Source organism: Hydrogenophaga sp., from assembly GCF_050182545.1.
Lineage (GTDB): Bacteria > Pseudomonadota > Gammaproteobacteria > Burkholderiales > Burkholderiaceae_C > Hydrogenophaga.
Genome location: NZ_JBFXCD010000001.1, coordinates 273678 through 292449 on the forward strand (window position 1 = coordinate 273678; position 18772 = coordinate 292449).

Here is an 18772-nt window from a genome sequence, read left to right on the forward strand (position 1 = left end):
GCGGCGCAGGGGTCAGCGCGCTCGCGCGGGCGCCAGGCGCGTTGCGCGCACGGGCTCGAAGGCCTGCGCGCTTTCCGAATGGTCCCATTGCTCCACCGTGCAGACGCCCTCATCGGCATTCCAGCGCAGCAGGTTCACCGAGTTCGGCACACCCGGGCGCACGCGGTGCGAGACAGCGGTGCCGGCCTGCACGGCCCACATCGGCCGCGCCAGGCCGGGCAGCGGCATCACATAGGGCAGGTGGATGTGGCCACCCATCACAACGTCTGCGCCCGCGGCAGCCCAGGCCGCTTGCGCGGCGGCGTAGCCGATCAGGCGGTCGGGCACATCCTGCGCGCGCATCACGTCGATGGGCTGGTGCACCACCACCACGCGCAATTGCCGCGCCGTGGCCTGCGCGAGCCGCTCGCTCACTCGCCGGACCTGTTGCTCGCCGACTTCACCGTTCTTGTGCCGGTGCGTGCGCGTGGTGTTCACGCCCAGCACCAGCAGTGCAGTCGTGCTGAACACGGGGTCGAGCACGTCGCCGAACGCGGCGCGGTGGCCTCCGTAAGGTCGCGTGCAGCGCGCCCACAGGTTGAACAGGGGGATGTCGTGGTTGCCCGGCACCGCCAGCATCGGCGCGCCCAACCCGTCCATGAAGCGACGCGCCGCGCGGAACTGGGCGGCGCGCGCACGCTGTGTGATGTCGCCCGAGAGCACCACGAGATCGGGGCGCACCGCCAGGCTCAGCCGCGTGAGCGCCCGTGCCACGTCGGCGCGTTCGGTGCCGAAGTGGGGGTCGGAGACGTGCAGGATCAGGCTCAAGCCGGGGGCTCCCTGTCGTCAGGCGGTGGTTTGAGCAGGTACAGGGGGGTGGTCAGGACGCGAAAAGTCAGCGGTGGCTTCATGCGCTCGACTTCGCCATCGAACGCGATCTTCGTGCGCCGCAGGCGCCGCAGGCGCGACGGCTTCACCACCATCTGCTCGAAGGAAAAATGCTCCACACCGTCGGCGTCGCCGAGCGTGCCCATGGCCCCGCGCAGCATCAGGCCCAGCATCGCCAGGGTGCCGATGGGCTTGAGCATCACGGCGGTGATCCGCCCGTTGTCGCGCGCTCCATTGGCCGGTGGCCCGCTGACCATGCCCACCTGCTCCAGCTGCAGCCGGTTGTTGCCCACGAACAGCGTGAGGGTGCGCACCTCGCGCTGAGCGCCGCCCAGGGCAATCTGCAGCGTGAGCCGCTGGCGCGATCGCATGACGGTGGCCAGGGCCGCACCCAGGGCCACCAGGCGGCTGCGCCCATACCGGCGCTTCCAGGCTTCCCGGTCCTCCAGCAGATCGGGGTACAGGCCGACGCTGGCATTGACCAGGAACAGGCGCTGGTTCACCGCCGCCACCTGGACCGGCTCTGGCCGCGCGCGCAGCAGTTGCGCCATGGCCTCCGCCACGTCGGTGGCGATGCCATGGGTGCGGGCGAAGTAGTTGAACGTGCCGCGCGGAATCACGCCCAGGACGCAGCCTGCGGCATGTGCCGCCTGCGCCGCGGTGTTGATGGAGCCGTCGCCGCCCACGGCCACCAGCGCCGAACCCTCTGACCCGCAGTGCGCGGCCAGGCGGGACGCGACCCGGGGCAGATCGGCCGGTTCACAGAAGTGAAGTTCGCCCCGCCGGCCGGTGGCCGACAGCGCGCGCTCGATGGTCTCGCGGGTCGCGTCGCCATCCTGGCTGCCGGAGCGGCCATTGATGACGAAGTGCAGCGTGGCCGAGGGATCGAAGACGGGCATGGTGGTGAGGGTTGCGCGGATCAGTGTAGCGAGGCGTCATCGAAACCCCCATGGTCAGGTGACACGCCGCTGGCGATGATGTCGCCATGAACGCCGCTTTGCCCGCTCCCGCCGCCGCCGCATTGTTCGATCGCATCCAGGCCGCGCTGGTTGGCGAGCAGCGGCAACGCCGGCCTGGCACCTGGTCGCCGGTCGAGCGTTACCTGGACCCTTCGCGCCACCAGCGCGAGCTCGTGGCGCTGCGCCGCTTGCCCCAGGCCGTGGCCGACGCCGCCAGCCTGCAGACGATCGGCGACTGGCGGGCCTGCAGCGTGCACGGTGTGCCGGTTCTGCTCGCGCGCGGGGCCGACGGCCGCCTGCGCGCCTTCATCAACGTCTGCCGCCACCGCGGCGCGGCGCTGGTGCCCGAGGGCGCCAGCGGTCAGGGCCGCGAGCGCTTCGTCTGCCCGTACCACAGCTGGACCTACGGCAGTCACGGTGCCTGCGTGGGCCGGCCGCACGACCGCGACTTCCCGCATGCGCCCCGGGACCGCGCAGGCCTGGTGGAACTGCCCTGCGCGCAGCGCTTCGGCCTGGTGTGGGTGGTGGCCACCGCGCTGCCCGGCTTCGACTGGGCCGCGTACTTCGGACCGCTGGGCGATGAAATCGAAGACCTCGGCTTCGATGCGGCCGCGCGCGTGCAGCGCGAACGCCACTTCACCCAGGCCTCGAACTGGAAGCTGGTGCTCGACGGCAACCTGGAGAGCTACCACTTCGCCTATGCGCACCGCGAGACCATCGCCCACCTGTTCCACGACAACCTGGTGGTGCACGACCAGTTCGGCGATCACCAGCGCATCGTGCTGCCCAAGCGCAGCTTTGCCGAACTGGCAGAACCGCCAGCGACGATGGCGGGCTTCGCGAAAGCCGTCAACACCATCTACTTCCTGTTCCCCACCACGCTGCTGCTGTGGGAAGGCGATCACATCAACGCCATCGCGCTCTCGCCTGCCGACGGCGCCTCGACCCGGGTGGACGGGTGGCTGGTGGCGCCGCAGCGGTACCTGGCCACCCGCAGTGGCGAGTACTGGCAGCGCAATTTCGACATGTTCTGGCAGGCGATCGACGAGGACCTCGCGCTGGCCGCGAGCATGCAGTGCGGCCTGGCCAGCGGCGCGAACCAGGCTCTGTGCTTCGGCGAGAACGAGTTCGCCTGCGAGGCCTTCCACGCCGCCGTGCAGCGCATGCTGGACTGACCGGCGCGGCGTGGGTGGCGCCTCAGGGTTCGCGTGGGCAGCCGCTGCCGGGTTCGCCGTCAAGTTGGGCCATCAGCACCGGCGCCATGGATCGCAGGATCTGCACCGGCAGGCCCGAGGTGAAGCGGTGGTTGGCCGCGTTCGGCCCGACCACGTAGGCGGTGACGCTGCCGAAATGCTTGGGCCCGAGATAGAACACGAAGGTGGCGGTGCGGTTCAGGGCCAGGCCGCCGCGCCCGTTCACCACCACGCGGTTGTCGCCCGTGCCGGTCTTGCCACCGGGGGCGAAATCTGCGCCCGAGGGGGACTTGAAACTGCCGGCCAGTCGCCGGGCGGTGCCCGCTTCCACCACGTCCGACAACGCCTTCTTCAGCGCCCTGGCCACCTCGGGGACCATGACGCGTTCGCCGGTTGCCGGCGTGGGCCGCAGCGCCGTTTCCCATGGGGTGTCCGCCGCGAAGCGCAGGTTGGCGATGCGGTAGGTCGGCAGGCGCACGCCGCCGTTGACGATGATGCCCATCAGCTCGGCCAGCGCGGCGGGCCGGTCGCCCGAGCTGCCCAGGGCGGTGGCGAGCGAAGGCACAAGCTGGCCGAAGGGATACCCCAGGCGGCTCCATCGGCGCTGGATGTCCTGGAACGCCTCCGCCTCCAGCATGGTGTGGATGCGCGCGTCCTGTGCGTCCCTGGCGCGTGTGCGGAACAGCCACTGGTAGGCCTCCTGGCGCTCGGCGGTGCTCGCGGCAATGGCATCGCCCAGCGTGGCCTGAGGGTGCTGCTGCCGGTACGCCGCCAGCCAGGCTTCCAGCGGGTGCACGCGGTCCGCGTCGCCGCCATCCGCCAGGGCCTGCGGTTTGTCGGCGCGGCGCGGGTCGGTCTTGCGCCAGAAGCGGCGCAGGAAAGTCTGACCCTCCTGGTCGGCAAAGCGGGCGAGGTAGGCCTCGCGGCGCGGGTCGAGCGGGTCTTGCAGCAAGCGCGCGCTGCCGCCGGTCGCGCGGTCCATGGTGTGCTGCACGACTTCCTGCAGCAGGCGCACGAAGGGCAGGTTGATCGACGCCTGCATGGCTTCGCGCAGGGTCGGTTCGCGCGTGTCGTCCTTGGGGTTGAAATTGTGGAAGCTGTGCAGGCCACCCCCAGTGAAAAACTGTTCATGCGGGCTGGCGGAGAAGCGGCGCTCCATCGCCGCGTCCAGCATCGCGCCCAGGCTGCGGTCTTTCGCGCCCGACAGGTGCTGCACCGCCCAGCGGCTCAGGCTGTCCTGCGGGTCGGGCCCGGCGGCCCGCAGCGCCGCGGGCTCCAATGGCGCCAGCCGGCCGTGCAGCTCGGCAACCAGCTCCAGGTAGGTCGCCAGCACGCGCAGCTTGGCCGTGGAGCCGAGTTCGAGCTTGCTGCCTTCGTTGATGTCCAGCGGCTGCTGGGTGGTGTCGGTCTGGACCCGCACCAGGTTGCCCTGCGGCGTGCTCTCCAGCAGGGTGAAGCTGTAACGCACCTCGCCCAGCGTGTCGGCCTGCAGCAGGCGCTCACCCAGCAGTTCCTGCGAGCGCGCGAAGTCCGGGTCCTCCAGGCGGCCGAGGTAGGCGCTCACCGCGTGCTGCAGCCTGCCGTTGAGCGTGGTGTCGGCCTGGGCGTCCAGCCGGTCCAGCCGGTAGAGCGAGGTGCCCAGCAGGCCCGCCAGTCGGGTGCGCACGGCGGTGATGCCTTTGCCGCCGGCTGCCGGCAACTGGGGCGGGTTGTGTGCCATGTCGCGAAACACCAGCCGCTGTCGCAGGGCCGCATCGCGCCAAGCCGTGTCGATGATGCCCGCCTCGGCCAGCAGGCGCAGGTGGGCATCGGTGGCGCTGTCGAGTTCGGCGCGGCCCTGCGCCAGGTACCAAGAAGGTCTGCGGTGGGCGATCATGAGCGCCACCGCCTGCCGCAACGCGAGCGCCCGCGCGGTGGGTTCCTGCGCGGAGCCGGCGGCGGTCGACAGCGCTGCCATGGCGCTGTCGAAGTCGGTGCCGAACCACACCCACAGGCCGTCACCCAGGCCATGCACCTCGCCATGGCGCGGCGCCGCCGACAGCGGCACCGTGTTCAGGTAGTCGAGCACCAGTTGCCGGCGCACGGGCAGGGTATCGGCGCCATGCAGGTAGGCCCGCACCGAAGCCGACGCCATCTGCCGCAGCTTTTCGCGCGCGTCGTGCGTGATGCCGCCGGGCGAATGGCGGTACTTCTCGATCTGGGTGGCCAGCGTGCTGCCGCCGTGGGTGTCGATGTCCGCGTCGATGTGGCTGCCCAGCTGCCCGATCACGGCGCGCGTGAAACGCACCCAGTCCACCGCCGGGTTCATCTGCGGGCGTCCGGGGTCGAGCAGGTCGCGGTTTTCGATGAAGAGCAGGGCCTGGACCACCACCGGCGGCACGCTGTCGAAGCTGTCAAAGCGGCGAAACGGGTAGCGGAAGGCGTGCAGCGGTTCGCGGCTGCAGTCGTACACCGTCAGGCCGGTGTGGGTTTTCTCCACATGCGGCGCAAACCAGCCGCGCGCCAGGTGGGCGCGCAGGGCATCGTTGTGGCGCGCCTGCGCCGAGACTTCGAATCCGCGCGCCAGCAGCCGCTCGGTGAACCCGGGGATCCCGGTGTAGCCCATGCGCTCGTCGAAAGGGCCGTGCAGCGGGAACCGGAGGGTGTCGGACGGACCCGGGGCGACGTGGTGGTGCAGGGTGGCCGCGTGGCGGCTGAGTTCGCGGGCCTGCCAGTGCGAGGTCTGCGCCTCGTGGCGCAGCAGCAGGGCCATCACCGTGCCCAGCATGGCCAGAACCAGCAGCGCCCATTGCCACCAGGGCAGGCGAGGGGCCGTCGAGCGCTGGTACCCCGGTGGATCACCGAGGAGCGCCGTGTATGGCTCTTTCCCGAAACGTGGTTCGGACATGGCAGGACCCCCTTGCGGCAAGCTGGCCCGACGGGTCGGCGTCACGATCCTGACTTGCGCTGGGCCCGATCTTGTTCCTGTCCGGTTCCGATGTCACGCGTGCATTGCACGTTCGCCGCCTGCGGACCGAGCCGGAAAGACGTAACGTGATGGCTGTCACAAAATCGGGTGGCGCAACGTCTACATCCCATGAACCCTTCCGCCGACGACACTTTCAGCCGCCTTCGTCCGCGCCTGCAAGGCATTGCCTACCGGATGCTCGGTTCCTCCGCCGAGGCCGAGGACGTGGTGCAGGACACCTGGTTGCGCTGGCGCGAGAGCGCGCACGACGACCTGGAGAGCGCAGACGCCTGGCTGGTGACCATCGCCACCCGCCTGTCCATTGACCGGCTGCGCAGCGCCAAGGTGCAGCGCGCGCACTACGTCGGCACCTGGCTGCCCGAGCCGCTGCTCTCCGACGCGGCGCCCTCGCCCGAGCAGATGCTGGAGCGCGCCGACGATGTGTCGGTGGCCTTTCTCGCGCTGCTCGAGCGCCTGGCGCCGGAGGCGCGCGCGGCCTACCTGATGCGCGAGGTGTTCGATGCCGACTACGGCGAGGTCGCCCAGGCCCTGGGCAAGACCGAGAGCGCGTGCCGCCAGATCGTGCACCGCGCGAAAGCGCAGCTGCAGGACGAGCGGCCGCGCCACGTGGTGCCGCGCGAAGCCCAGTTGCGCCTGCTGCGCGGCTTTGCCGAAGCGGCGGCCAGCGGCCGGTTCGCCGCGCTACAGGGCCTGCTGGCCGAGGACGCGCAGCTCATTGGTGACGGCGGCGGCATCGTGCCCAGCTTTGGCGTGCCGCTGGTGGGCAGCCGGCGCATCGCACAACTCTTTTACGCCACGCACCGGCGATTCGGCGACGCGGTGCGCTACGAGGTGGTGGTGCTCAACGGGCAATGGGGTTTGCTGCGCTTCATCGGCAATACGCTGGAATCGGCGCAGTCGTTCGAGACCGACGGAGAACGCATCCTGACCCTGCACGTGCAGCGCAACCCGGACAAACTCGCCCGCATGGCCGCCGCGCTGGGCCGCGACACCGGGCCGGTGCAAAAAAAGTAAGGCCGCCGGGCCGGCGGCTGTCACAAACCGGGGGGCTGTGACGTCTTGTGTGTGTATCTCAACCATTTCAAGGACACACATGCACAACGCTCCCCGACTCCCCTGGACCCAGATCGCCCCCAAGGCCTACCAGGCCATGGCCGCCGTTGGCGCCGCCACGGCCGCTTCCTCGCTCGGCCCCATCCTCATGGAACTCGTGAAGACGCGCGTCTCGCAGCTCAACGGCTGCGCCTTCTGCGTCGACATGCATGTGCGCGACCTGCGCAAGCACGGTGAAACCTGGCAGCGCATCAACAGCCTGTGCACCTGGCGCGAGGTTGGCCTGTACAGCGCGCGCGAACGCGCCGCCTTCGGCTGGGCCGAGAGCCTGGCGCGCACGGTGGAAGACCACAGCGACCGCGACGCCGAATTCAACGCGCTCAAGGACCAGTTCAGCGACCAGGAAATCGTCGAGCTGACCTGGGTCATCGCCCAGATCGGCGTCTGGAACCGCATGTGCGTCGGCATGCGCGCGCCGGTGCCGGAAAAAGAGATCGCCTGAATCCCCGTCACCCCTCCAGCATGCAAGGAACTCCCATGAACATCGTCATCCTCGGCGGCAGCGGCCTCATCGGCAAACAGCTCGCCGCCCGGCTCCAGCAAGCCGGCCACACGGTCACGCCCGCATCCCCGTCCACCGGTGTGAACGCCGTCACCGGCGAAGGCCTGGACCAGGTGCTCGCGGGCGCGGACGTGGTGGTCGACGTGACCAATTCGCCCTCGTTCGAGGACGAGGCGGTGATGCACTTCTTCCGCGCGTCGACGCAGAACCTGCTGGCCGCCAGCGCGCGCGCCGGTGTGGGGCACTGCGTGGCGCTGTCGGTGGTCGGCTCCGAGCGCGTGCCCGACAGCGGTTACTTCCGCGCCAAGATCGCGCAGGAATCGCTGATCAAGGCCGGCCCGGTGCCGTACACCATCGTGCGGGCCACGCAGTTCTTCGAGTTCCTGCCGGCCATCGCGCACATGAACACCGAAGGCCGGACGGTGCGCCTGCCGTCGGCCCCGCTGCAGCCCATGGCCTCGGCCGACGTGGCCGCCGAACTCGCGCGCGTGGCGCAGCTGGCACCACTGAACGGCACCTGCGAGGTGGCCGGGCCACAGGCCATGGCGCTCGACGCCTTGATCCGCCAGCTGTTCGAGGCGCGCCGCGATGATCGCGAGGTGGTGTCCGACCCCGCCGCGCGCTACTTCGGTTCGACACTGGACGCAAACTCCCTGGTTCCGGGGCATGGCGCCACCATCGCCCCGACATCGCTGGCGCAGTGGCTGGCCAGCGCGCCGGTCGCGCACTGAGCCACCGGTCCACCCCGGTGGCGCCGGTCGGGGTGTGGCGTGTACGCTTGTGGGCCGCGTCCTGCGCGCCCATGGAAACCTGCCATGCACCTGATACAGACCCGCGACGACGATGGCGTGCTCGAACTGCGCCTGAACCGGCCCGAACGCCTCAACGCGCTCACGCTCGCACTGGCCCGCGACCTGCTCGCGGCGGTGCGCGCGGGCGTGGCCGACCCCGCCGTGCGCGCGATCCTGCTCAGCGGCGAAGGCAGGGCCTTCTGCGCCGGCAAGGACCGCGACGACCCGCCCACGCCGGCCTTCGTCGACACGCTGCAGGCGCTGGCGTCTGCCCTGGTGCACGCGCCCCAACCCGTGGTGACGGTGGCGCAGGGCTGGGTGGTGGGAGCGGGTTTCGAAATCATGCTCAACGGCGACCTCGTCGTGGCCGCGCGTGGCGCGCGTTTCATGCTGCCCGAGGTGAACGTGGGCCTGTTCGGCACGGGCGGCGTGGCCGCCCTGCTGCCGCGCCTGGTGGGCCTGCAGAAGGCCAAGGGGCTGTTGATGCTGGGGCAGGAGTTGAGCGCTACCGACGCGGAGCGCTGGGGCCTGGTGTGGCAGGTGGTCGAGGACGATGCCTTGCCTGCCCACGCGCGCGCCCTGGCGCGGCAGCTGGCGCGCGGCAGTCCGGCCCTGCTGGCCGAGATCAAGCGGCTGGTACGTCGCGAGCAGCTGGGCGATTTCGACGCCGCGCTGGCGCGCGAAGCGCAGGTGCACGCGCGCCTGCAAGGGGCCGTGGCGGCGATCCGTCCGCGCGAGATCGACCACATCGTGCTGCGCGTGACCGACCTCGATCGCATGCTGCGCTTCTACTGCGATGCACTGGGCTGCACCGTGGAGAAGCGGCAGGACGAGATCGGCCTGGTGCAGTTGCGCGCGGGCCGTTCACTGATCGACCTCGTGCCGGTGGACGGCCAGCTCGGCCGCGCCGGTGGCGCGCCACCGGGCCGCGAAGGCCGCAACCTGGACCACTTCTGCCTGCGCGTTGAGCCGTTCGACGAGGCCACGATCCGCCAACGCCTGCAGGCGCACGGCGCCGAACCCGGGCCGGTGGAGCAGCGCAACGGTGCCGAAGGCGAAGGCCCGTCGATCTATGTGACCGACCCCGAAGGCAACGTGGTGGAGCTCAAGGGACCGCCGCAGGGCTGAAGCAGCACTGGCCGGTCCGCGACGAGCACGATCTTCACCGCCGTGCACGACAATCCGCGTGACGCCTGTCGCCGATATTTTTGAGCCGATGAGCCGAACGCCGCAGCCCCAAGCCCGAGACGTCCGCACGGACGCGGGATCGGGCGCGTTTGCGTTTCCGGCCTCCATGGCCCAGCAGGCCTTCTGGTACGCGGAACTGCTCCAGGGCAATCTGACCGCTTTCAACATCCCTCTGCGCTGGCGCCTGACGGGCCCGCTGGACGTGGGCTTGCTGGAGCGGACGATGAACATCCTCATCGAACGCCACGAGGCCCTTCGCACCCACTTTGACGAGGATCGCGGGGAGCTTCTGCAGATCGTCAGCCCGACGAGCACGCTCAAGCTCGAGGTCGTCGATATCAGCCATTGGCCGGTGGACCAGTTGGACGAGGAGGCGGACCGCCTTGGCGACATCGAAGCCCGCCGGCCGTTCCGGCTTGCGACCGGTCCATTGATCCGTGTGGGACTCGTCCGCCTCGGGACAGCGTCCTGGCAGCTGCACGTCACGGTCCATCAGGCGATCTTCGACACGTTGTCGACGGCGGTGCTTACCGAAGACATCGCGGCGATCTATCAGGCCTGCTTCGAAGGCAGGCCTTGCCCGCTTGAACCCTTGCCGCTGCAATACGGCGATTTCAGCGTCTGGCAGCACGATTGCCTGAAAAGCCCCGAAATGCAAAGGCAATGGGCTTACTGGAAAGCGCGGCTGGAAGGCATGACCGAGCTGGATCTGCCGACCGATTTTTCGCGGCCTGCCGTCAGGTCGTGGAAGGGTGACATCGCGTCCATGCTGCTGCCCTGGGCGCTGACGGATCGACTCCATGCCATCGCCGCAAATAGCGGTGCCACGCTCTTCCAGCTCCAGCTCGCTGCCTGCACCCTCCTGCTGCATCGCTACACCGGCAGCACCGACGTCGCCGTCTGTACACCGACTCCTGGCCGCAACCGCGAGGAGTGGGCGCCGCTGATCGGCGTGTTCACCCAATGGCTGATCGTTCGCAACGATCTATCAGGACGCCCGCCATTCGGCCAGTTCTTCGGCCAGGTCCGCGACACGGCCCTGGAAGCGCTGGAGAACCAGGATCTGCCCTTCGCGTGCCTGGTGCGCGAGCTGATGCCGGAGCGGGATCCAGGCCGCGGCCCGCTGCTGCAGGTCAGCTTCAGCCACCACCGCTCGTTCGACAGGGCGGAGACGTTCGGCGGCGTAACGATCACACCCATGCCCGCGCCTTCACCGGGGACGATGTTCGACCTGAATTTCCTGATGGTCGAGGGTCTGGAAGGCTGGCAGGCTGCCTGCCACTACAGCACGGACCTTTTCTCTCGCAGCTCCGCGGACCGGATGCTCGGGCATTTCAGGCGGTTGCTGGAAGACATCGCCGAGCATCCCTCGGCGACCATCGATCAGCTGAAAATCCTCACGGAAGCGGAGGAAGCCGCACTGCTCGGGGAATGGCAAGGCGTCAGCGCCGCTTACCCGCGGGATGCGACCATCGGCGGGCTTTTCCAGGAGACCGCGCACCGCTTCCCGGAACGCGTGGCACTGCGTTCCGGTGGCCATTCGCTGACGTATTTCCAGCTGCATTCGGAGGCGAGCCAGCTCGCGCTGCAATTGCTCGAAGCCGGGGTCGCCCCCGGCGATCTGATTGCGATCAGCGCGCGCCCTTCGCCGGAAATGATCGTCGGATTCCTCGCCATCCTGCTCGCCGGCGGCGGCTGCGTGCCGATCGACCCGGCCTACCCGACGGAGCGCTTCGCGCTGCTGCTGGGGGATTGTGGTGCGTCCATCGGCCTCGCGACGGCGGGTTGCGAGATCTGCTACCCGCAGGGCTGGAAGGGAAGGGTCATCCCGATCCCCGCAACCGGCAACGCGACCGCCCCTGCCGGGCTGGCGGAGATCCCGCTGACGGCAGAGCATCCGGCACATCTGCTTTTCACCTCGGGCTCCACTGGGCGGCCGAAGGGCGTCCTGCTTGCCCATCGCGGCGTGGTGCGCCTGGTCAGGAATCAGAACTTCATGGCGATCACGCCCGACGACGTTTTCCTGCAGGCCGCGCCGGCGTCTTTCGACGCTTCGCTGCTCGAAATCTGGGGACCGTTGCTCAACGGCGGCTGCCTGGTCCTGCCCACCGATGGCCCGGGCCTCGCGGCCATCGCCACGGCGGTCCGCGAACACGGCGTCACCACGCTCTGGCTCACGTCCGGGTTGTTCCAACTCATGATGGACGAAAGCCCGGAGTCGCTCAAAGGGCTGCGCCATCTTCTGGCGGGAGGCGACGTCCTCTCTCCTTTCCATGTCCGGCGGGCGCTGGAAACCTTGCCAGACACGCGGTTGATCAACGGCTACGGGCCCACCGAGAACACGACGTTCACCACCTGCCACACCATCACCCTGGCCGATCTGGAGAAGCCATCGATCCCGATTGGCAAGCCGATTGCCAACACCACCGTGTACCTGCTGGACAGCAGGCTCAAGCCGGTGCCGGTCGGCATTCCTGGCGAGCTGTTCACGGGTGGCGACGGCCTCGCCATCGGCTACCACGGGGCGCCCGATCTGACAGCAGAAAAGTTCATCCACCACCCCGAGTTCGGCAGGCTCTACCGCACCGGCGATCTCTGCCGCCGGGCTGCCGACGGCACCATCGCGTTTCTCGGCCGTAGCGACCATCAGGTCAAGGTCCGCGGCTTCCGGATCGAACTCGGGGAAATCGAAACCGTGCTGGCCAGCCACGCGGGCGTGCGCCAGGCCAAGGTCGCCGTGCGTGGTGACAGTGCCGAAACCAAACGCATCCTCGCCTGGGTGATTCCCCACGAGCCGGGCCACGTTCAAGAGAGCGATCTGACGGAATTCCTCGCGGCCCGGTTGCCCGCCTTCATGCGGCCCGCCGCCGTCGGCATCATCGAATCGTTCCCGCTCAACGCGAACGGCAAGATTCAGGTGTCTGCCCTCCCTGACCCTGTGAGAGACAGGTTCGAGACAGGGGCGAAGGCTGCGGCACCGCCGGTTGGAGAAACAGAAGAGCAACTTGCGGTGATCTGGCGCGAGTTGCTCGGCATCGCCGACATCAACCGCGAAGACGACTTCTTCGCCCTCGGCGGTCACTCGCTGATGGCATTGCGGATGTACTACCGGATCCACCGCGAGTTCGGCCAATCCCTGCCTCTGGCCACGCTGCTGCAACACCCCACGATCGAAGGTCTGGCCGGACTTCTGGCCGCGTCGGTCGAGGTGAACGCGGTCGAAGTTCCACCGATTCCGGGCAAGGGCAATATCGTCATCCTCTCGCGCGGAGGCGATGCCACACCGCTGTTCTGCATCCACGGCGGTGACGGCGGGGTCTTGTTCTACCGCAGTCTCGCGGCCTTGATGCCGCCGGAAATTCCCTTGCATGCCATCGAGTCGCTGGAGCTTGGCAACAGCGGGCCCATCGAGTCGTGCAGCATCGAAGAAACGGCAGCTGGCTATATCCGCGGCCTGCGTGCCATCCAGCCGCAAGGGCCTTACCGGCTGGCCGGTTACTCGTTCGGCGGCGTGGTGGCGCACGAAATGGCCTGCCAGTTGACCCGGGACGGGCACGCTGTCGAGTTCGTGGGTCTCTTCGACACCCACAACCCGGCTGCCCCGGAGCGGAACTACACGATGGCGGAGCGACTGCGCGTCTTCTGGCAACAGCACTCAGCCGTGCCCGTGTGGCGCCGGCTGAAGCTGGTGGGTGCCCGGTTGAGCGAAGGGGTCCGGACCAACCGCCGGGTGAAAGCCGAGACCGAGGCCGCGCAACGAAGCGGCCCGGCGGAGCCCTACAGCGATCTTCGCCGCGTGCAGGTGCGCCAGAACAACTGGCGGGCCATGCAGGCCTACCGTCCCCAGACTTACGCGGGAAGCATCACACTTTTCAAGGCCTCGGCGATCGGCGACAAGGTCGAACGCCCAGCCGACTATGGCTGGGCAGGGCTTGCAGACGGCGGGCTGGATATCGTCTTGCTCCCCGGCGAGCACCTCACCCTGTTTGCGCCGGAGAACATTGCCACCCTTGCCCAGGTGCTGACGGAGTCTCTCCGCCCATCCGACTGCCTGGCTCGTTGACTGCTTCCCCTATCGCCATGCGCGGTTCCTGCTGCGGACACTTCGGAGAGCTGCTTCGCAGCGATCGCAGTCGGTGGTTGTTGGCAAACGTACTTCTGCTCAATGCACAAAGCCGGCCGTTCACAGCGTCCCTCCGCAGTGTCCAAACACCCGATGATGATTCAGTAGGTGTGTCTCCAATCGTTGAAGCACCAGCGACATGCAACCTACTTAGCCTTAGAGAGGCCGGCGTGTTGACGCGGGCATCGGTGTCGACTCTGCATGCTGCCGCGAGAAGTTGATGTAGCGGTCAACGCTTTCGAGCACTTACCGGCCAGGCTTCCCCGCGCGCATACCTCGAGCCCGAAGCGTGCTTTCTCGGTTTGTAGACAAGACGAGACGGATCGTTTAGTATCAAGTTACTTTAACAGAGGGCGATGTACGTGAAAGAAATTGTTCTGCTTGATCCAATCTATGGCCCGAGCCAGTCGAAGCTCGTTGACCGGTTTAAGGTGCACGGCGCCCCGGTGCAGGGATCTGACCGAACCGAATTCCTGCGCCAGTTTGCGGGTCGAGTTGAGTGCGTCGTGAGCCATTCGAGGTTTGGAATGTCACCAGCTGAGATGGACGCGCTACCAGGTTTGAAATTGATCGCGAATTTCGGGGTTGGTTTAGATCGGCTTGATGTAGATGAGGCGGCACGCCGCGGAATCACTGTTACCCATACTCCAGATGAACTGACTGAGTGTGTTGCCGACATGGCGTGGGCGCTTATGCTTGGCGTGACGCGCCGCATACTGCCGAATGATCATTTCGTTCGTACGGGTCAGTGGCTTTCCGGGCCTGCGCCGCTCTCGCAAAAGCTCTGGGGCGAGAACCTGGGCATCGTGGGAGCGGGCCGAATTGGCCAAGCCATTGCGAGGCGAGCAGCCGGATTCAATATGGAGATCGGATATGTTGACCCGTTGTCCAAAATCGCAGGGGCGACTCGGTTCGAACAAGTGAAGGACCTGGCCAGATGGGCCAGAGTGTTGGTTGTCGCATGCCCTGGCACTCCGGCCACCCGACACATCATTGATTCGGAAGTGCTTGTTGCGCTTGGCGCTGACGGCTATTTGGTCAACATCTCACGCGGATCGAATGTTGACGAAGAGGCGCTGCGTCACGCCATCGGCGCAGGCCACATAGCGGGCGCAGGCTTGGATGTCTTTGAGAGCGAGCCTGAGGTGCCAGAAGCGTTCGTAGGGAATACAAATGTCTTGCTCCAACCTCATGTAAGCAGTGGCACGCACCAGACATATGCCGCAATGGGGGGCACAGTCGTGCAGAACCTTGAGTCCTTCTATACAGGGCAAGCGCTGCGAAACATCGCGCGCCCCTCGAGGGCAGCCTGATGCGACGCGTTGCAGTTGTAACTGGAGGCGGGTCTGGCATTGGCCGTGAGGTTGCACTAGCCTTGCGAGCTGATGGATTCACCGTTGCAGTTTTGGGACGGAATGCGGGCAACCTGGTCGAGACAGCTGAGCTCGGTGGCGGAGGGGACAATTGGCTCACGGTTTCTTGTGATGTCGGAAACCCGAGCGATGTCAAAGCCGCATTTGATAGAGTTGTCGACAAGTGGGGCCGCGTAGATCTTCTATTCAATAATGCCGGAGTGTTTCCGCCTGGGCGGATCTTGGATGAAGTCACCGACGAACACTGGTCCTCTGCTGTTAGAACCAACTTGGACGGAGCGTTCTACGCGACCCGTGAAGCCTTCAAGGTCATGAAAAAGCAGCTTCCCCAAGGTGGCCGGATCATCAACAACGGATCAATCTCGTCTCACTCGCCACGACCACATTCCTCCGCCTACACTGCAACCAAACACGCCATCAGCGGCTTGACCAAGGCAACGGCCTTGGATGGACGGCCATATGACATTGCCTGTGGCCAGATCGACATTGGCAACGCTGCAACGGAGTTGGCAGCGCGAATCCATTCAGGGGTGCTGCAGGCGGATGGCAGCATGCGCGGCGAGCCGACCATGGACTTGGCGCATGTGGTGAGCGCGGTGCTCTACATGGTCCGACTACCCTTAGGCGTCAATGTCCATTCAATGACGGTGATGGCCACCAAAATGCCGTTTGTCGGTCGCGGGTGAACCTCATCGACACACATGAATGCCGCCAAAACGACGGCTGATCTTGATCAAGCGCTGGCACGGCCAACTGAAGGGGCTTTCTCAGCGCTGATCCCAAGCACGACGGTTCTGACAATCTGATCGGCACGCTCATCACTGATGGGAAAGTCCCCAACCAATACCGCGTAGTAGACCGCGCCGGTAATCACGTCACTCACCGCCTGCAAGGGGGTGTCCGGACTGATCTCACCGCGCCCAATGGCTCGTTGCAGGATCAGCATGTTCCTCTCACGCCGTTGAACCGCGAAGTCCTTGCGCAGGATGCGAGCCACTTCAGGGTTTGACTGCGCCTCGGCAACAAAACCCGCCAGCGCGATGCCGGCGACCGACTCGCGAAACAGCTTGAATGCGCCACGTATCAGCCAGCGCAGATCGCCTTCGAGCGAGCCGGTATCCACCGGATCCATCATGGTGTCGGCGAGCGCCGTGTACAACTCCATGAACACGGAGGCCTTGCTGGGCCACCATCTGTAGATGGTCGCCTTGCCCACACCGGCCTCTGCCGCAATCTGATCAACGCTGATGCTCGTATAGCCCTTGGCGAGCAGCAGCCGTTCAGCCGCACGCAGCACGGCCTCGTGACTTTTTGCGTTGCGCCTGTCGGGCGACGGAGCGGCGCGTTCTGGCTTCAAGGTGCTCGTTTTCAAGGGGTTCATGGGTTGCGATTGTCAGGCAAGGGGTCAAGAGCAAACAGCACTGGACACCTTGAATCTAGCGGTGGACGTAGCCTAGGGTTTACGATTATAACAATACGGAACGTCTCGTCTAAACTTTATCCCATGCGACGGCACGGGGCTGGCGCGAACGGGATCTGTGATGGCGAGGCAAATCAAATACGACAGGTCGGCAGAGGATGTCGGCAATCTGTTCTCTCTCGAGCATGTCAATCTCCAGGTTGATGGGCTGGAGCGGGCGCTTGTGTTCTATGTAGAGGCACTCGGGCTGACCCGGGACCCGTACATGATGACGGGTGGTCGCATCGGTTGGATCAATGCAGGCCGCAACCAGTTTCACCTGATCCAGGGCAAACCCCAGGTCGTGGCCGGGCACATCGGCCTCGTGATGCCAGGGCGCCGCGACTTGTTGGCCAGGCTCGACGCAGCGAAACCACATCTGGCGGGAACTGAATTCAGTTACGAAGAGATGGACGACTGCGTGATCGCAGTCTGTCCCTGGGGTAACCGGTTCCGGATCCATGAACCGGCGGCCGGATTTGGGCGAATGACGCTCGGAATGCCGTATGTCGAGGTGGATGTCCGACCTGGAACAGTGGAGGGCATCGTTGCGTTCTATCGGGACATCGTCCACGCCCCAGGCCGAGTGACCGAAGAACGGGGCGCCCCTGCAGCCCGAATCTCAGTGGGACGGGAGCAGGCGATCGTGTTCAGGGAAACGGAAGGCGTGATCCGGCCGTTCGACGGCCACCACATTCAGGTGTACCTCTCCGATTTTTCCGGCCCGCATGGACGCCTGAGCGAGCGTGACCTCATCACCGAGGAGAGCAACGAGCATCAGTACCGATTCGAGGTCATCACTGACCCGACCACCGGCGCAGAGCTCTCGCGCATCGAGCACGAGGTGCGCAGCATCGGACATCCATTGTTCAACCGCGCGCTGATCAACCGCAATCCTAGTCAGACCAACGTCAACTACGCAGCCGGACTTGACGCATATGTGCCTCCCAACACAGCGCGTGAGACTGATGACCCGCGACTGCGTGACCTGCTCAAGGGGTTCAATGAGCAACTCGCGAACCCTGGTAACGGTCCAGAGGGGGTTGCATGAGCCGGACCGTACTCATCGCAGGAGGCTCGCTGTGCGGCCTCATGATTGGCGCGATCCTGGCTCGAGATGGCTGGAACGTGCGTGTATACGAGCGCGTGCCCGGCGGCATAGAGAGTCGGGGCGCAGGCATAGCGACGCATCCCAAACTGTTCGAGGCGTTCCGTCGGGCGGGGGCAAAGGTGGACGACAGCATGGGTATGCCCCTGGTCGGTCGCACCGCATTCAATCGAACGGGTGAAGAGATCTGTCACTACGCATTTCACCAGATGTTGAGTCCCTGGAGCATCCTCTATCGCAGACTGAGGGACGCATTGCCCGCTGATTGCTATCGCCTGGGCAGCGACGTCGTCGATGTGACCGATTCGGAAGACGGTGTCACCTTTCATTTCCAAGACGGCAGTGAGGTCAGTGGTGACATTGCCATAGGCGCGGACGGCATCTGGTCTCGCGTACGCGAAAAACTGAACCCCGCAGCCGTTCCAGGGTACTCAGGCTACGTGGCCTGGCGGGGCCTGATCGATGAAAGCAAGCTCGAAGCAGACTTCGCCGAGCGCTATGCACCACTACATTCCTTCTACGTCGAGCGCAATGAGCAATTCATCCTCTACGCAATCAACGGCTCTGACGATAGTTTGGAGGTTGGGCGTCGGCGATTCGGGTTCCTATGGTACCGGGCAGCTGACGAAGAAAAGGAACTACCGGATCTGTTAACGGGAACTGACGGTGTACGCAACCCGCACTCGGTGCCGCCTCCGAACATTCAGCCTCGACATATTGCACGGATCAAGGGCCTGGCAGAAGAGCTGCTGCCACCACAGTTTGCCGAGGTCGTGCGCCGAACAGCACAACCCTTTCTGCAGCCCATATTCGACCTCGTAAGTGATCGAGTGGCGTTTCGTAGCACTGTACTGCTTGGTGATGCGGCGTTTGTCGCACGCCCACACGTCGGAGCAGGGGTGATGAAAGCTGCATGTGATGCACTTGCACTAGCAGATGCACTTCAAAAGACACCCGCAGTCCAATCGGCGCTAAGGGTCTACCAGGATGCCCGCATAAAAGACGGCGCAGCCTTAGTGGAGAGGGCGCGCTATCTCGGAGGCTATCTGGAAGGCAACAAGCGAAGAGGTCCTGAGGCCGCTGTCTTGTCTGCAGAAGAAGTGATTCGCGAGTCGGGGCGAGGGTAGG

At 66.1% G+C, this 18772-nt stretch carries 14 protein-coding genes and 1 pseudogene; 11 read left to right on the forward strand and 4 right to left on the reverse strand.

Translation table 11 applies throughout. The features are described 5' to 3' along the window. Positions 1–12 precede the first annotated feature (12 nt). Both AB7P10_RS01360 and AB7P10_RS01365 read right to left on the reverse strand, forming a co-directional pair. Positions 13–807 carry a metallophosphoesterase family protein gene (locus AB7P10_RS01360; RefSeq protein WP_428292035.1) on the reverse strand — a complete coding sequence of 265 codons (795 nt, stop codon included), beginning with the start codon at positions 805–807 and terminating at the stop codon, positions 13–15. Then, positions 804–1766, reverse strand: coding sequence for a diacylglycerol/lipid kinase family protein (locus AB7P10_RS01365; protein WP_428292036.1), 963 nt, complete (start codon positions 1764–1766; stop codon positions 804–806). Before AB7P10_RS01365 ends, AB7P10_RS01360 begins: the two co-directional genes overlap by 4 nt. Positions 1767–1852: 86 nt before the next feature. Here AB7P10_RS01365 and AB7P10_RS01370 point away from each other — a divergent pair, with 86 nt between their 5' ends. Further along, positions 1853–3001 carry an aromatic ring-hydroxylating oxygenase subunit alpha gene (locus tag AB7P10_RS01370; protein ID WP_428292037.1) on the forward strand — a complete coding sequence of 383 codons (1149 nt, stop codon included), beginning with the start codon at positions 1853–1855 and terminating at the stop codon, positions 2999–3001. Between the two features lie 22 nt (positions 3002–3023). Here AB7P10_RS01370 and AB7P10_RS01375 read toward each other — a convergent pair whose 3' ends face one another. Beyond that, positions 3024–5906, reverse strand: coding sequence for a transglycosylase domain-containing protein (locus tag AB7P10_RS01375; protein ID WP_428292038.1), 2883 nt, complete (start codon positions 5904–5906; stop codon positions 3024–3026). Positions 5907–6095: 189 nt separating this feature from the next. Between AB7P10_RS01375 and AB7P10_RS01380 the strand changes: the two genes are divergently transcribed. The 8 genes and pseudogenes from AB7P10_RS01380 to AB7P10_RS01415 all read left to right on the forward strand — a co-directional run bounded on the left by AB7P10_RS01380 (position 6096) and on the right by AB7P10_RS01415 (position 15763). Continuing rightward, a complete protein-coding gene (locus tag AB7P10_RS01380) occupies positions 6096–7001 on the forward strand; it encodes an RNA polymerase sigma-70 factor (RefSeq protein ID WP_428292039.1) in 906 nt (301 codons plus the stop codon). 79 nt (positions 7002–7080) lie between these two features. Then, complete coding sequence (locus AB7P10_RS01385; RefSeq protein ID WP_428292040.1) at positions 7081–7542, forward strand: carboxymuconolactone decarboxylase family protein; 462 nt, start codon at positions 7081–7083, stop codon at positions 7540–7542. A gap of 35 nt (positions 7543–7577) precedes the next feature. Beyond that, entirely contained in the window at positions 7578–8333 is a 756-nt protein-coding gene (locus tag AB7P10_RS01390) for an SDR family oxidoreductase (protein ID WP_428292041.1), read from the forward strand. Between the two features lie 84 nt (positions 8334–8417). Next, positions 8418–9083: pseudogene (locus tag AB7P10_RS01395) on the forward strand (enoyl-CoA hydratase/isomerase family protein); the annotation flags it as partial. A gap of 33 nt (positions 9084–9116) precedes the next feature. Next, positions 9117–9521: a VOC family protein gene (locus AB7P10_RS01400; protein WP_428292182.1), complete on the forward strand. Its 405-nt coding sequence runs from the start codon at positions 9117–9119 to the stop codon at positions 9519–9521. A 58-nt stretch (positions 9522–9579) separates the two neighbouring features. Beyond that, complete coding sequence (locus tag AB7P10_RS01405; RefSeq protein WP_428292042.1) at positions 9580–13644, forward strand: non-ribosomal peptide synthetase; 4065 nt, start codon at positions 9580–9582, stop codon at positions 13642–13644. A gap of 416 nt (positions 13645–14060) precedes the next feature. Next, on the forward strand, positions 14061–15017 hold the full coding sequence (locus AB7P10_RS01410; protein ID WP_428292043.1) for a 2-hydroxyacid dehydrogenase: 957 nt from the start codon (positions 14061–14063) through the stop codon (positions 15015–15017). Continuing rightward, positions 15017–15763, forward strand: coding sequence for an SDR family oxidoreductase (locus AB7P10_RS01415; RefSeq protein ID WP_428292044.1), 747 nt, complete (start codon positions 15017–15019; stop codon positions 15761–15763). Before AB7P10_RS01410 ends, AB7P10_RS01415 begins: the two co-directional genes overlap by 1 nt. Positions 15764–15810: 47 nt before the next feature. Here AB7P10_RS01415 and AB7P10_RS01420 read toward each other — a convergent pair whose 3' ends face one another. After that, on the reverse strand, positions 15811–16458 hold the full coding sequence (locus tag AB7P10_RS01420; protein WP_428292045.1) for a TetR/AcrR family transcriptional regulator: 648 nt from the start codon (positions 16456–16458) through the stop codon (positions 15811–15813). 160 nt (positions 16459–16618) lie between these two features. On the opposite strand from AB7P10_RS01420, the gene AB7P10_RS01425 reads away from it, so the two are divergent. Next, positions 16619–17587, forward strand: a complete 969-nt coding sequence (locus tag AB7P10_RS01425; RefSeq protein WP_428292046.1) for a hypothetical protein — start codon at positions 16619–16621, stop codon at positions 17585–17587. Then, positions 17584–18771 (forward strand): FAD-dependent monooxygenase, encoded by a 1188-nt coding sequence (locus tag AB7P10_RS01430; RefSeq protein ID WP_428292047.1) that lies wholly within the window; start codon positions 17584–17586, stop codon positions 18769–18771. The genes AB7P10_RS01425 and AB7P10_RS01430 overlap by 4 nt, the downstream gene beginning before the upstream one ends. Position 18772 lies beyond the last annotated feature (1 nt).

Coding starts and splice junctions, on each gene's coding strand:
- AB7P10_RS01365 (WP_428292036.1), bottom strand. CDS start 1,766: ATGCCCGTCTTCGATCCCTCGGCCACGCTGCACTTCGTCATCAATGGC.
- AB7P10_RS01370 (WP_428292037.1), top strand. CDS start 1,853: ATGAACGCCGCTTTGCCCGCTCCCGCCGCCGCCGCATTGTTCGATCGC.
- AB7P10_RS01375 (WP_428292038.1), bottom strand. CDS start 5,906: ATGTCCGAACCACGTTTCGGGAAAGAGCCATACACGGCGCTCCTCGGT.
- AB7P10_RS01380 (WP_428292039.1), top strand. CDS start 6,096: ATGAACCCTTCCGCCGACGACACTTTCAGCCGCCTTCGTCCGCGCCTG.
- AB7P10_RS01385 (WP_428292040.1), top strand. CDS start 7,081: ATGCACAACGCTCCCCGACTCCCCTGGACCCAGATCGCCCCCAAGGCC.
- AB7P10_RS01390 (WP_428292041.1), top strand. CDS start 7,578: ATGAACATCGTCATCCTCGGCGGCAGCGGCCTCATCGGCAAACAGCTC.
- AB7P10_RS01410 (WP_428292043.1), top strand. CDS start 14,061: ATGTACGTGAAAGAAATTGTTCTGCTTGATCCAATCTATGGCCCGAGC.
- AB7P10_RS01415 (WP_428292044.1), top strand. CDS start 15,017: ATGCGACGCGTTGCAGTTGTAACTGGAGGCGGGTCTGGCATTGGCCGT.
- AB7P10_RS01420 (WP_428292045.1), bottom strand. CDS start 16,458: ATGAACCCCTTGAAAACGAGCACCTTGAAGCCAGAACGCGCCGCTCCG.
- AB7P10_RS01425 (WP_428292046.1), top strand. CDS start 16,619: ATGGCGAGGCAAATCAAATACGACAGGTCGGCAGAGGATGTCGGCAAT.
- AB7P10_RS01430 (WP_428292047.1), top strand. CDS start 17,584: ATGAGCCGGACCGTACTCATCGCAGGAGGCTCGCTGTGCGGCCTCATG.